The organism is Shewanella sp. 8A (assembly GCF_023475945.1).
Classification (GTDB): Bacteria; Pseudomonadota; Gammaproteobacteria; order Enterobacterales; family Shewanellaceae; genus Shewanella; species Shewanella xiamenensis.
Map to the genome: position 1 here is coordinate 1 of NZ_JAMDJP010000030.1, position 13,939 is coordinate 13,939.

Below are 13,939 nucleotides of genomic sequence, written 5' to 3' on the forward strand. Positions count from 1 at the left end.
TATCCCCTAGGGGATTCGAACCCCTGTTACCGCCGTGAAAGGGCGGTGTCCTAGGCCTCTAGACGAAGGGGACACAAGGACTTATGTTTTTCCTCATAACTGAGGTCTTGCTATTTATCTCAAACAACTCGCTAGTTATTTGGGATGAAAGTGGTATCCCCTAGGGGATTCGAACCCCTGTTACCGCCGTGAAAGGGCGGTGTCCTAGGCCTCTAGACGAAGGGGACACAAGGACTTATGTTTTCCCTCATAACTGAGGTCTTGCGATTTATCTCAAATAACTCGTTAGTCATTTGTGATGCACTCTATCTTATTAGGGATAGAGTGGTATCCCCTAGGGGATTCGAACCCCTGTTACCGCCGTGAAAGGGCGGTGTCCTAGGCCTCTAGACGAAGGGGACACAAGGACATATTAATTTGACAACTATTATGACTAACAGTGCTCTCGCTTAATATGGCGAAATTGGTGGAGCTAGACGGGATCGAACCGTCGACCTCTTGCATGCCATGCAAGCGCTCTCCCAGCTGAGCTATAGCCCCAAACTCTTTCGACAAAACTGAAACTCAGTATATCGCAGAAATTTAGATTTGTTCTTACCAGACAACTCGTTAGCTATTTGGTAGGAGCACTATGTCGTAAAACATAGTGGTATCCCCTAGGGGATTCGAACCCCTGTTACCGCCGTGAAAGGGCGGTGTCCTAGGCCTCTAGACGAAGGGGACACAAGGACATATTAATTTGAATTTCGTTAAAAACTCTCGCTTAATATCGGCGGTAAGTTTGGTGGAGCTAGACGGGATCGAACCGTCGACCTCTTGCATGCCATGCAAGCGCTCTCCCAGCTGAGCTATAGCCCCAAACTTATTAAACCACATTTAAGTGCACTACAAGCATTTGCTCGTCTGTGTCTCAACTGCGAGGCGCATTCTATGCAGCGCACCTAAATGTGTCAACTCGTTTTTTAGGAATTTATTCTATCTGCTACAAATTCAATCGCTTTGGATATTCTTTGCTCAGAGCGTGCCTTTCCTATTAAGAATAAGGTGATATCTAAGCCTGGAGACTGCCCAGCTCCGGTCACAGCGACACGTAATGGCATCCCCACTTTACCCATACCTACTTCTAATTCCGCAGCGGTGGCTTCAATCGCTTGGTGGATACCTTCAACGGTCCATTCCGGTAATGCCGCTAGCTTTTGTTGCACTAATTGTAATGGCTCAAGCGCCACACCACGTAAATGCTTTTTCGCCTGCTCGGCATCGAACTCTGCAAAATCCTCATAGAAGTAACGGCTAGATGCAGCTAACTCTTTTAACGTTTTGGCACGTTCAGCTAATGCAGTCACTACAGCTGATAAAGCTGGACCATTTGAGGTATCAATCTTTTGATCGTCCATATGCCACTGTAAGTGGGAAGCCACATATTCAGGATCAAGCGTCTTAATATAGTGTTGGTTTAACCAAACCAGTTTTTCGGTATTAAAAGCTGAAGGGGCTTTGTTAATATCATCTAACTTAAAGTACTGCTTCATTTCCTCTAAAGAGAACACTTCTTGGTCGCCATGTGACCAACCTAAACGTACTAAATAGTTAAGCAGTGCTTCAGGCAGATAACCATCATCACGGTATTGCATCACGCTTACCGCACCATGGCGCTTAGACAGCTTGGCACCATCATCCCCTAAGATCATCGATACGTGGGCGTATTCAGGAATAGGTGCACCCAATGCTTTAAGGATGTTGATTTGGCGTGGCGTGTTGTTGATATGATCTTCACCACGCACTACACAGGTAATCCCCATATCCCAATCGTCTACCACTACACAGAAGTTATAGGTAGGTACACCATCGGTACGAGCAATGATCAGATCATCTAACGCGTCGTTTGAGAATTCGATACGGCCACGAACATGGTCATCAAATACGACTGAACCACCGATAGGGTTTTTAAAACGTACAACAAAAGGCTCATCAGTATCACGCGCCGGCAAGTCACGGCAGCAACCATCGTATTTTTGCGCTTCGCCATTTGCCGCTTGTGCTTCTCTTAAGGCATCGATACGTTCACGCGAGCAATAACATTTATAGGCAGTGCCCTGCTCTAACATTTGCGCGATGATTTCGTTATAACGATCAAAACGCTTAGTTTGATAGTACGGGCCCTCATCCCACGTTAGACCTAACCAGTTCATGCCCTCTAAAATGGCATCACAAGCGGCCTGAGTAGAACGCTCAATATCCGTATCTTCGATACGTAAAACAAACTCACCGTTATTGGCACGGGCTTGTAACCAAGAATAAAGTGCAGTACGGGCACCGCCCACATGCAAAAAGCCTGTTGGGCTAGGGGCAAAACGCGTCTTAGTTGTCATAGTGGGACACTAACCTATATAAAGTCGTCTAGATAAAGACAATCACGATAAAAAGTGGGCTTATTCTAGCAGCCTAAGTCTGCGCTGCAAATGGAACATATCCGCTGATAATACAGATAACACAAAAGTCGATGTATTAATTCGATATAGATATCGCTAGCTGACCAATCATAATAGAAACTAAACGCGCTCACTCACCTCGACTCAGGATCATAAATGTATACCAACGCTGTTGAACTCATGCCCTATAACCGACCTAAAAATCCATCGTCTCGTCGATAATGAAAACCTGATAAAGTATAGTGGTTATTTGCGCGGTAACATTCACTATGGGCTGATATACAAAGCTTGCTTAAATCACTCAATCTTAAATTGCCCAATAAAGTAACACTTTAAATGAGCGCATGATTAACATTAAGTCAATGCGAACAAAAATAGCGCGACCAATGCTTTTTTCATTAAAAAGCGTTGACACCCGATCGAACCTCCCTATAATACGGCTCCACACAGCAGAGGTCGCTTAGCTCAGCTGGGAGAGCACCTCCCTTACAAGGAGGGGGTCACTGGTTCGATCCCAGTAGCGACCACCATGTGTTAAATGCAAATTTAATCATGGTTTACATGTTGTTATATACCCGGGTCGCTTAGCTCAGCCGGGAGAGCACCTCCCTTACAAGGAGGGGGTCACTGGTTCGATCCCAGTAGCGACCACCATATAACCTCACTGTGTAGTCATTCCCAGGTCGCTTAGCTCAGCTGGGAGAGCACCTCCCTTACAAGGAGGGGGTCACTGGTTCGATCCCAGTAGCGACCACCATATTTGTGAATGACATAAAAATTTGTATTGAAAGAATTCCGGTCGCTTAGCTCAGCCGGGAGAGCACCTCCCTTACAAGGAGGGGGTCACTGGTTCGATCCCAGTAGCGACCACCATATTCTTCATTACTGATTTACCCCGGGTCGCTTAGCTCAGCCGGGAGAGCACCTCCCTTACAAGGAGGGGGTCACTGGTTCGATCCCAGTAGCGACCACCATATTCTGCATTACTGATTTACCCCGGGTCGCTTAGCTCAGCCGGGAGAGCACCTCCCTTACAAGGAGGGGGTCACTGGTTCGATCCCAGTAGCGACCACCATATTTACCTCAAAAACTTTACCGCCTTAGTATCTCAACTATGCTTGTTCTAAATCAGCATGACGTTAATTGAGTCCATTACCTAGCATTTACCCTGATTTTGGCTAAAACGCGCTGATCCATTGTCTTGAGCTATTTGGAGATCAGCACTATGGCTAGCGTCAGTCAATCCGCATCCCTCACCAATATCGCCGCTTATCTTAAACATACTCATGCCTGTGACGAGCAAACTGCCTTAAGAGAAGCCCGTGAGGTCATGCAAAACCTTGTGAGTATGCGCCAAAAAGGGTTTATTACTGGCTGGTATTTCGATGAACGTGGACACTTGGAGTTACTCCCAAGTGATGAGATCTTAAAAAGAATAGGCGAAGATCACGGCTGACTCCCGCATTGCTTCCTCTTCGTCATCTCAGCCATCCCCTGCTCCTCAGTCATTTTTCAAACAGCTTTTGATCTAAAAGCAACTTATTTTGCTCAGTTAATCATCAAGCTAAAAACCTCAGCTCATATCTCACAAAATGCAGTTTGGGTGGATTTCCACCCATAGGCAAAATCAACGTGAGCGAGATCTCACCCACAAAACTAAAAGTGTGACAAACGTCAAATGAACTACACTTTATTAACCAAACACTTACAGAATCCATCGTAAGTTGGCGTGGTATTTGCCTTTATTAAGACAGACCTCAGGGAAATCAAGGCTGTATTCCTACTCACACTTGGTAACAAACTAACCAAGGCTGAGGACAAATCCTAACAACAGAAAAAGGAACTCAAAATGACATTGAATCAACAAACTGGATTGACCCGTCCACTCAAAACCTTAGTCAAAATGCTCGCCGTTGCCTCCGTATTCGCAACCAGCTTTAACGTATTTGCAGAACCGATTGAAATTAAGTTTTCGCACGTTGTGGCAGAAAATACGCCCAAAGGCCAAATGGCACTGAAGTTTAAAGAACTCGTTGAGCAACGTTTACCGGGTGAATACAAGGTCAGTGTATTTCCTAACTCACAGTTATTTGGGGATAACAACGAGTTAGCAGCACTATTGCTAAACGATGTGCAATTTGTAGCACCTTCACTCTCAAAATTTGAACGTTACACCAAACGCTTACAAGTTTTCGACTTGCCTTTCCTGTTCAATGACATGGATGCAGTAAACCGTTTCCAACAGGGTGAAGCCGGTCAAGCATTACTCAACTCAATGAGCCGCAAAGGGATTGTGGGTTTAGGCTATTTACACAATGGTATGAAGCAGTTTTCTGCTAACGCACCACTCAAGCAACCTTCTGATGCTAAAGGCTTAAAATTCCGTGTAATGGCATCTGACGTATTAGCCGCACAGTTTGATGCAGTTGGCGCTATCCCAGTGAAAAAACCATTCTCAGAAGTGTTCACCCTGCTACAAACCCGCGCAATCGACGGTCAAGAAAACACTTGGTCTAACACTTACTCACAAAAATTCTATGAAGTTCAAAGCCATATTACAGAAAGTAACCATGGCGTATTGGATTACATGGTCGTGACCTCTGATGCCTTTTGGAAAAGCTTACCTGCGGACAAACGTAAAGTGATCAAAGAAGCATTAGACGAATCTATCGCTTTAGGTAACAAGATCGCTGCAGAAAAAGATAACGAAGACAAGCAATTAATCCTTGATTCAAAACGTTCTCAATTGGTGACCTTAACCCCAGCAGAACGTCAACAATGGGTTGATGTGATGAAACCAGTATGGGCTAAGTTTGAAGACCAAGTCGGTAAAGATGTGATTGAAGCCGCTGTTGCTGCAAATAAATAATAATGAAATAAGCCGCTTAATCTCATTTTGAGGTTAAGCGGTATTTAAGCGAGGGGAGTACAGCTGTGATATCGCGAATTTTTGGTTACTTTGAAGAAGGGGTGCTCAATCTCTTGATCACCTTAATGACACTCTTAGTGTTTACAGAGGTAGTGGCACGATTTTTCTTCAATACCGGTTTCTTATGGATCCAAGAACTCACCTTAACCCTGTGTGGTTGGTTTGTACTCTTTGGTATGTCCTATGGGGTGAAAGTCGGCGCTCACATCGGTGTTGATGCGTTTGTAAAAAATCTACCACCTAAAGCTAAAAAGCTCACATCTCTAGTGACAGCATTGATTTGCTTGGCTTATTGCGGACTATTTCTAAAAGGTAGCTGGCAATATCTGTCGCAGATGTACCAAATTGGCGTTCCGATGGAAGATATTCATTTCCCTAAGTTTTTGTTAAACAGCTTAGATCCTGACTTTGCTTGGAACACATTAAAAATTGATATTGAAGACGGCGCTGTGCCAATTTGGTTATCCCAAAGCATTCTATTGATTGGTTTTAGCATGTTGACTTGGCGTTTCTTAGAACTGTTTATCGCTATCCTGCGCAACCAAGTCTCTGGATTCCAATTTGCCGATGAAGCGAAAGAAAGCATGCATTTAATTGATGAAGCTGCTCAGCACGCACAACAAGAAACAGACAATAAGGAAGCGAAGTAATGGCCATTGCGACCCTCTTTACTGCCCTACTCGTCTGTATGTTTTTAGGTATGCCTATCGCAATTGCGTTAGGTTTCTCGAGCATGCTGACGATTTTATTCTTTTCCAACGATTCCCTCGCCTCTGTGGCATTAAAACTTTATGAGTCATCGTCAGAGCACTATACCCTGCTGGCGATCCCTTTCTTTATTCTGTCCTCGGCTTTCCTATCAACAGGTGGCGTGGCAAGGCGGATCATCGACTTTGCAATGGATAGTATCGGCCATATCCGTGGCGGTTTAGCTATGGCCTCTGTGATGGCCTGTATGTTATTTGCCGCGGTTTCAGGTTCTTCCCCAGCGACAGTAGCCGCGATTGGCTCAATTGTTATCGTTGGCATGGTAAAAGCAGGTTATCCCGAAAAATTTGCTTCAGGGGTAATTACCACCTCTGGCACTTTAGGGATTTTGATCCCACCTTCAATCGTGATGCTAGTATATGCAGCGGCGACAGAAGTCTCTGCGGCTAAAATGTTCATGGCGGGTTTAATCCCAGGCTTAATGATGGGTTTCCTACTGATGATAGTGATTTATATCGTCGCCCGTTTTAAGAATCTGCCATCACGTCCCTTCCCTGGCTTTAAGCAACTGGGAATTTCCAGTGCCAAAGCCTTAGGCGGTCTGGCGCTGATCTTTATCGTGTTAGGTTCAATCTACGGTGGTGTAGCCAGCCCAACTGAAGCCTCTGCCGTGGCCTGTATGTATGCTTACCTTATTGCGGTATTTGGATATCGTGATATTGGTCCATTGAAAAATGTTGCATGGCGTAACCCTAATGAAGCCATCCCAAGCGCGATCGCTCGTAACTTAGGTCATATGGTGCTGGGGCTGATAAAAACCCCAATCGACAAAGAAATTCGCCATGTGGTGCGTGATGGTGCCAAGGTCAGCATCATGCTGCTGTTTATTATTGCCAACGCCATGTTGTTTGCACACGTGCTCACCACTGAACGTATCCCGCATATTATTGCCGAGTATATTGTGGGGATGGGGCTACCCGCTTGGGGCTTCTTAATCATTGTTAACTTACTGCTGTTAGCGGCGGGTAACTTTATGGAGCCATCAGCGATCGTGTTAATTATGGCACCAATTCTATTTCCGATTGCCACTCAACTCGGTATTGATCCTATCCACTTAGGCATCATTATGGTGGTCAACATGGAGATTGGTATGCTAACGCCGCCTGTTGGGCTTAACCTTTTTGTGACTGCGGGGATCACTGGCCGCAGCATTGGTTGGGTGATCCAATCCGTACTGCCATGGTTAGCACTGATGTTGGCCTTCCTGGCGCTGATCACCTACGTGCCACAAATCTCGCTATTCTTGCCAGAATTACTGGATAAGCTTAATGGATATTAATCTTCAGGAATAAAGATTATTCCTTGATTCTAGATAGTTTTTAAGCGAGCCTACTCAGGCTCGCTTTGTTTTATTCAGTGTGGATCAGGATCGCCTGCTATGTTGCCCATGACGCCTAAAGCCAAAAAACGTCTATTCATGACCATAGTGCTACTTGCGGGTTTGTTTGCCATCTTAAAATTAACGTACTGGGTGCATTTTTATCAGGGAAAAATAGACATCCAACAACAATCTGAGAAACAACTCAAAGAGCTAGTCAGCTTCTTAGATGGCGCCCTGTCACGTTATGAAAGCATCCCTCATGTACTCTCAACCAATCCCATGCTCGCCAATGTGCTCAACGATCAACAAAATGCCAAGAAGGTGCAAGAGCTCAACCTGTATTTAGAGGAAATTCAGCATGTAACAGAGGCGTCTGATATTTATCTTATCGATGCCCTCGGCATTGCAGTCGCAGCCAGCAACTGGCAACAGCCATTTTCATTTATCGGCAAAGACTACTCCTTCAGACCCTATTACACCGATGCGATTTCGGGCAATTTAGGCCGCTACTATGCGGTGGGCACTAGCTCGGATAAACGCGGTTTTTACTTTTCTTATCCTATTTATCAGCAAGGCGGAAAAGGCATTCTGGGCGCCATTATTGTGAAAGTGGATATCGCCGATATTGAACAGCAAAGCACCAGTATTGCAATGGCTGGCCAATACCAATTTTTAATCAGCGATCCCGACGATATCGTGTTTATTTCAAGTGTGGATGAATGGCGCTTAACCTCACTCACACCACTGACTCAGGCCAAACAATATGCCTTAAATGCCTCAAAGCGTTACGCTGAACGCCCGATAGGTGAACTATTAATAAAACCGCAATATCAAGAAAATAGCCTCAGCAGCGGCCATATCTACCAAATCCGCCAAGGCAATAATCAAGCGCAATATATGGATACCCACCATTTGATGACTAAAGCGGGTTGGCGAGTACATATTCTTGCACCATTAAAACCGCTACATGACTCTTTACCCGCACTGATGCTGCTATCGGCATCTATCTACTTGCTGCTTGCCTTAGGTTTACTCTTTAGCAGTGAGCGACGCCGTAACTTGCAGCGTATGCAATTAGCACAAAGTTTGTTAGAGCAACGGGTCGAGGAGCGTACCCAAGATCTGCAGCAGGCAAATGATCGTCTAAAAGATACCCAAGATGAACTGATCCAAGCCGCTAAGCTGACCGTGATTGGTAGTTTATCCGCCAGTATCAATCATGAGCTTAATCAGCCCTTAGCGGCCCTTCGCAGCTACGCGCAAAATACTCAAACTTTCCTTACCCGCAATATGCAAGATAAGGCACTGGATAACCTGAAAATTATTATTGAGCTGACCGACCGCTTAGCCGATATTGTTGGGCAATTTAAAAGCTTTACCCGTAAGAGCAAAGGTGCGGATAGTGCCACCGATCTTAAGGGCTGTATAAAACAAGCTCTGACCATAGTGCAGCCCGAAATCGACAAACAAGGGGTTGAACTCGATGTATTGCTACCTGAAGGCCAATATCAGGTTTGGGGCGACAAAGTGCGCTTGCAGCAAGTGTTTGTCAATATTATCAGCAATGCGGTAGTCGCTATGCAGCAATCTCCAAAACGCACACTGAGTATTAGGGTAAACTGCCAAGATAAGTTCTGTATCAGTATTCAAGATTCTGGCCCTGGAGTACGCGAAAGCCAAATGGAGAAAATTTTTGAGCCTTATTTTACCACTAGCGAGCGTACAGGACTTGGCCTAGGTTTATCCATTTCCCAGCGCATTATTGAGTCTATGCAGGGGCAGATTAATGTTGCCAATGCCGAGGACGGCGGCGCAATTTTCCACATTATTTTACCGATTTATTTAGCTGAGGAACGCCAGTCATCATGAGTCTTCCCAATTCAATTCAAGACTATAGCGTACTGATCATCGACGATGAGCCCCATATTGGCACAGTCCTGGTACAACTGTTTGAGCTTGAAGGCATCAAAGCCTTTGCCACCACCGATCCTAAAGGCATTGCTAAACTCCTTGATAGAGACTGGACAGGTGTGGTGATTTCAGATGTGAATATGCCGCAACTCGATGGCATCAGCCTAATGCAGCAAATTCGCCAGCAGGATCCCGATTTACCCGTCGTACTGCTCACTGGCTTTGGCGATATCGCTATGGCAGTCAATGCGTTAAAGCAAGGTGCCTACGATTTTCTCGAAAAACCCTTTAACAACGAGCATATGTTAGATGTGGTGAAACGTGCCTTGGATAAACGCAGCCTCACCCTCGAAAACCGCAAGTTAAAGAAAGAGTTAGAAAGCCATAACGTGCCAGGGCCAAGAATATTAGGCCACAGCGTCGGCATTTTGCGTATGCGCCATATTATCGACCAAGTTATCGACACCCCCGCAGATGTGCTTATCGAAGGTGAAACTGGCACGGGTAAAGAATTGGTCGCCCGCTATCTGCATGACCACAGTAGTCGCAATCAGGCCAACTTTGTCGCTATTAACTGCGGCGCTATTCCTGAAAATTTAATTGAGAGCGAACTCTTTGGTGCCGAAGCCGGCGCGTTTACCGGCGTCGATAAGCTACGGATAGGTAAGTTTGAGTACGCTAATGGTGGCACACTCTTTTTAGATGAAATCGAAAGTACACCGCTGTCGTTACAAGTCAAACTGCTGCGGGTGCTCGAAGATCGCAAGGTCGAACGCCTAGGCTCCAATAAAAGCATCCATTTGGACATTCGGGTGATTGCCGCCACTAAAGTGGATTTAAAGTCCCTATGTGACACTGGGGAATTCCGCCAAGACTTGCTCTATCGCTTGAATCTGGTGACTGTGCCAATTCCACCACTCAGGGATCGCCGCGAAGATATCCCTTTATTGTTCTTACATTTTGCTCGTATGGCATCAGCGCGCTATCACAAGGCCTTGATTGCCCTCAATGCCGAGCAAAATGCCATCCTTACCTCCCACGATTGGCCGGGTAATGTGCGCGAACTTAGAAACCTCGCTGAGCGTTATGTGTTACTCGGTGGTGAAGCCGCCTTCGCTGGCAGCTTAGGTAATGCACCGAGTCTGCATACCAGTATGTCCTTACTGCAACGGGTTGAGTTTTTTGAGCGAGTCTTGATTGAAGAGGCCTTAAGTCATAACAAGGGCAGTATTAAGCAAACCATGGAACAACTCGAACTGCCCCGCAAAACCTTGTACGACAAGATGCGTAAGTACGATTTAGACCGCAAGCAATATATTAACGCCGACGAATAAGCCTGTCGGTGCCAATAAAAACCCCGCAAACCGGTTCACGGCTGCGGGGTTTACTTTATCTAAGGAACTGCAAACTCGCATTACAATGCTTATGTTTCAAAAACACATATTGCAAAAGTGAGTCATTACTCATCCCGCACGCACATGCCTTTTGATGATTTCACATAAGGCGCAAGAATAGGCATCATCCCTTTCATCACTTGTAATGGCAGCGCCGAGGTAAAACTAAAATCATCGGACTTACTGCCCGGCACAAAGGCAGTTAAGGTGCCGAAGTAGTTATCACCTAAGTAAAACACAAAAGTCGCAGTACGGTTCATCGCCGTGGTAGCGACTTTTCGGCCCTGCTGCATCTGGGTCACAATACGGTTGTCGCCCGTACCCGTTTTACCGCCAATGGCCAGCATCTCGCCGTTATCATCGGTAAAGATACCCTTAAGACGTCGTGCAGTACCGTTTTGAACGACATTTGCCAACGCCGCCTTTAACGCCTGGGCGACTTCATGACGCATCACTCGTTCGCCTTGGGTATTTTGGTTTTCGAGCCGTACTTCATAGGGCGTACCTTCAGCAAAGTGCAATTGATTAATCCGTACCGTCGGTAAACGATAACCATCGTTTTGAATAATCCCCATTAATTCCGCTAAAGCAGCAGGTCTGTCGCCCGAGCTACCGAGCGCCGAACCTAAAGAAGGCACCATAGATTCAAAGGGATAGCCTAAACGCGCCCAACGCTGATGAATATCAAGGAAAGCTTCGACCTCCAGCATTACTTGTACACGCACATCCCGCGCGTTTTTGTGCCGAGTTCTAAACAGCCAGCGATAGACTTCCTGACGCTCATCTTTACTGGCCTCTTTCACATCGTTGAGGTTAGCTTCAGGATGTTGATTCAAATAATCGAGTACCCAGAGTTCAAGCGGATGCACCCGCGCGATATAGCCTTGATCTGGGAGGTTATATTTTTCGGGGCCGTACTTGTTATATAGCTCTTTGATGCGCTTATCGGTGTAACTATTTTGTGGTAGCCGCTGCTGTAAAAAGGCCTTAAAGGCGGCGATAGACTCATTAGGCTGCAAATAACGATAAGCCGCAGTGAGTTGTTGTTCAGCTTGGGTTTGACCATCGAAAAACAGTTCTAAACGCTCATTGGGTACCACTTTCTTATATTTACGGTAGAACTTAGTCACGAAGGTATTGCCTTCACGATCAGCAAATACCCGCAGATATTCCTCTCGGCGCGGATCCTTATCATTGCGCAGCAAACGCGCCATATTGCCTTCGTTTTGCATACTGCTGCTGTAGTTGACAATGTCACGCATTAAACGCACGAAGGGCAAGTTGATCGAGTCTTGCAGTGCTTGATACATGGTCGGAATCTTAAGATCTTCCGTTTTCTTAAAGTTATTAAATACATGCAAACCACCGCCAGTGAAGAACTGCTCATTAGGCGAGGCGGAATATTCCCGTTGCAGCGCAGCATCGAGCATACGATCAAGGCGCCTATCGGGATTGACAATCAAATAGTCAATCGCCCAGCGCGTGAGATGATCGCGAGGTTCAATCACAATCGACTCCAACTCAATGCCGTGCTTTTTCGAATACTTATCGTGAATTTCAGCAATGATCTCAAGGTAAGTCGCGAGCACCCTTAGCTTTGCCGTCGACCCAAGCTCCAACTTACTACCTTCGTTAATATCGAAAGGTTGGTCAGTACTGTCTGTTTGTACCCGTACACGATTGGCCGTGGCGGTTTTTTCATACAGCGTAAAACTGTAGAGTACGTTTTGCAGTTGGCTAGGTTCGAGTAAACGCTCACCTAAAAGTCCGACTTTTTCAGCCGTTGAAGTTTGCCCAAGGCTGCGTAAGTAGTTACTTACTTGCTGTTGTAACTCACTGTGTAGACTACTATTCACGGTTAAATCGAGTCGGTCCAAATCATATAACCCGACATTCAACATACCCGCTGTACGAATACGGATAGTGTTAACGCCCTTGTCTGCGCCCGATTGGGTATTACGCTGAGGTTTAGCGACTTTAAACTGTAATTTTTGTCCTAGTGCGGCATCCCTGAGTTTACGGTCAATCAGATAATATTGGCCGAGTAAACGGATATGGCTATCAACTAGATTCTCTAAATCTTCATGTCCCTGTAATAGGTAATAGGAAGGACGACGCTGAGCAATCATCAGTGCCACCACCTGGCGAAACACTTGGCCACGTTTGGCTGTATTAGCTTTAATTTGGGGGGAAGACAACAGCTGGTTTGCTGTATCGAAATCAGTACCAAACCAAGCCCATAGGCCGTCACCTATGCCATGCACTTCACCATGGTTAGGGGCTGAGGATAAAGGCACTGTGTTTAAGTAATCTTGGATGATACGTTTACGGGCAGGTTCAGTGATTTCTCCCTGTTGGTACACTCGCACTGTTGCTGAGCCTATTTGCAGCAACTTATCCTTAATGCTTAAAGTTAACCCTTGGGAGGAATGGCGGAACTTTTCAATTTGCGTCGCCAAGGTACTGCCACCCGCTGTTGAGACATTCATCCCCACCATTTCAGCGATTTGGCTCATCCCCGCCACAATAAAACGTGGCCAATCAATCACCGGATTTAGTTTTGGCTCTGTGGTCCACAACTCGCGGTTTTCAATAAACAGCAAAGTATTGACGATTTCATTCGGGATTTTATCGTCATCCTGATACACACGTTTTGGATAAGTGAACTCGTAGAGATCGGTATTGCGACAGTCAAGCAAAGTCAAACCCGATTGTGCTTTCTCATGGTAAGGCGGGAAAAATCCTATCTGGGCGTATTCCTGCAACGCAGGAGAAAACTCAACCTGCTGTGTCACTTGGAAATTACGTTGCAATAAGCGATCAATATATTGTGGCAACTTACTGTAGCCATGACGCTCATCGAAGGGGCCATAACTTGGATAGATAATCGACTGAGTAGGCTCGTTTTTCAGCTCATAGGTCAGAGTTTTAGCGTATTGGTGAATATACTTAGACTGGTAATAAGAGGTTTTGACCTCCTGACCAATCAAAATCGCTAAACAAAAAACCAGAATAAATAATAGAAACCAAGCACGCCCTTTAGATCTAGGCTTACGCTCACGCTTTGCCTTAGGCTCGGGTTGTGGCGGACGAGGACGATAGTTTTCAAATTGCATTTCTTGCGTAGAATTAGGCAAAACGGCTCCAAAAAATCACTTAACACATCCTTTCTACGTGGGATTTT

Annotated in this window: 8 protein-coding genes and 12 tRNA genes; 12 read left to right on the forward strand and 8 right to left on the reverse strand. The window is 45.7% G+C overall.

Going from position 1 to position 13,939, the window contains the following annotated elements; genetic code table 11:
- From M0413_RS18165 to gltX, 7 genes are all read right to left on the reverse strand, one after another.
- Positions 1-73, reverse strand: a tRNA-Glu gene (locus M0413_RS18165).
- Between the two features lie 78 nt (positions 74-151).
- A tRNA-Glu gene (locus tag M0413_RS18170) sits at positions 152-227 on the reverse strand.
- 98 nt (positions 228-325) lie between these two features.
- Positions 326-401, reverse strand: a tRNA-Glu gene (locus M0413_RS18175).
- A gap of 63 nt (positions 402-464) precedes the next feature.
- A tRNA-Ala gene (locus M0413_RS18180) sits at positions 465-540 on the reverse strand.
- Positions 541-647: 107 nt separating this feature from the next.
- A tRNA-Glu gene (locus M0413_RS18185) sits at positions 648-723 on the reverse strand.
- Positions 724-782: 59 nt separating this feature from the next.
- Positions 783-858 (reverse strand) — tRNA-Ala (locus M0413_RS18190).
- 104 nt (positions 859-962) lie between these two features.
- The gene (gene gltX / locus M0413_RS18195; protein WP_037431714.1) at positions 963-2,372 is read right to left on the reverse strand and encodes a glutamate--tRNA ligase; all 1,410 of its coding nucleotides are present in this window, start codon (positions 2,370-2,372) and stop codon (positions 963-965) included.
- 514 nt (positions 2,373-2,886) lie between these two features.
- On the opposite strand from gltX, the gene M0413_RS18200 reads away from it, so the two are divergent.
- The 12 genes from M0413_RS18200 (at position 2,887) to M0413_RS18255 (ending at position 10,695) form a co-directional block, all read left to right on the forward strand.
- Positions 2,887-2,962 (forward strand) — tRNA-Val (locus M0413_RS18200).
- A 48-nt stretch (positions 2,963-3,010) separates the two neighbouring features.
- Positions 3,011-3,086 (forward strand) — tRNA-Val (locus M0413_RS18205).
- 27 nt (positions 3,087-3,113) lie between these two features.
- Positions 3,114-3,189: transfer RNA gene (locus M0413_RS18210), tRNA-Val, on the forward strand.
- A 40-nt stretch (positions 3,190-3,229) separates the two neighbouring features.
- Positions 3,230-3,305, forward strand: a tRNA-Val gene (locus tag M0413_RS18215).
- A gap of 25 nt (positions 3,306-3,330) precedes the next feature.
- Positions 3,331-3,406 (forward strand) — tRNA-Val (locus tag M0413_RS18220).
- A 25-nt stretch (positions 3,407-3,431) separates the two neighbouring features.
- Positions 3,432-3,507 (forward strand) — tRNA-Val (locus tag M0413_RS18225).
- A gap of 150 nt (positions 3,508-3,657) precedes the next feature.
- A complete protein-coding gene (locus tag M0413_RS18230; RefSeq protein ID WP_011073026.1) occupies positions 3,658-3,888 on the forward strand; it encodes a hypothetical protein in 231 nt (76 codons plus the stop codon).
- Positions 3,889-4,281: 393 nt separating this feature from the next.
- A complete protein-coding gene (locus M0413_RS18235; protein ID WP_037420553.1) occupies positions 4,282-5,301 on the forward strand; it encodes a TRAP transporter substrate-binding protein in 1,020 nt (339 codons plus the stop codon).
- Between the two features lie 65 nt (positions 5,302-5,366).
- Positions 5,367-6,011, forward strand: a complete 645-nt coding sequence (locus tag M0413_RS18240; RefSeq protein WP_037420550.1) for a TRAP transporter small permease — start codon at positions 5,367-5,369, stop codon at positions 6,009-6,011.
- Positions 6,011-7,408: a TRAP transporter large permease gene (locus tag M0413_RS18245; protein WP_037420547.1), complete on the forward strand. Its 1,398-nt coding sequence runs from the start codon at positions 6,011-6,013 to the stop codon at positions 7,406-7,408. Before M0413_RS18240 ends, M0413_RS18245 begins: the two co-directional genes overlap by 1 nt.
- 99 nt (positions 7,409-7,507) lie before the next feature.
- A complete protein-coding gene (locus M0413_RS18250; RefSeq protein WP_249555155.1) occupies positions 7,508-9,319 on the forward strand; it encodes a sensor histidine kinase in 1,812 nt (603 codons plus the stop codon).
- A complete protein-coding gene (locus tag M0413_RS18255; protein WP_037420542.1) occupies positions 9,316-10,695 on the forward strand; it encodes a sigma-54-dependent transcriptional regulator in 1,380 nt (459 codons plus the stop codon). The genes M0413_RS18250 and M0413_RS18255 overlap by 4 nt, the downstream gene beginning before the upstream one ends.
- 125 nt (positions 10,696-10,820) lie before the next feature.
- Here M0413_RS18255 and M0413_RS18260 read toward each other — a convergent pair whose 3' ends face one another.
- A complete protein-coding gene (locus tag M0413_RS18260) occupies positions 10,821-13,892 on the reverse strand; it encodes a transglycosylase domain-containing protein (protein ID WP_099458395.1) in 3,072 nt (1,023 codons plus the stop codon).
- Positions 13,893-13,939: the final 47 nt, after the last annotated feature.

Coding starts and splice junctions, on each gene's coding strand:
- gltX (WP_037431714.1), bottom strand. CDS start 2,372: ATGACAACTAAGACGCGTTTTGCCCCTAGCCCAACAGGCTTTTTGCAT.
- M0413_RS18230 (WP_011073026.1), top strand. CDS start 3,658: ATGGCTAGCGTCAGTCAATCCGCATCCCTCACCAATATCGCCGCTTAT.
- M0413_RS18235 (WP_037420553.1), top strand. CDS start 4,282: ATGACATTGAATCAACAAACTGGATTGACCCGTCCACTCAAAACCTTA.
- M0413_RS18245 (WP_037420547.1), top strand. CDS start 6,011: ATGGCCATTGCGACCCTCTTTACTGCCCTACTCGTCTGTATGTTTTTA.
- M0413_RS18250 (WP_249555155.1), top strand. CDS start 7,508: ATGTTGCCCATGACGCCTAAAGCCAAAAAACGTCTATTCATGACCATA.
- M0413_RS18255 (WP_037420542.1), top strand. CDS start 9,316: ATGAGTCTTCCCAATTCAATTCAAGACTATAGCGTACTGATCATCGAC.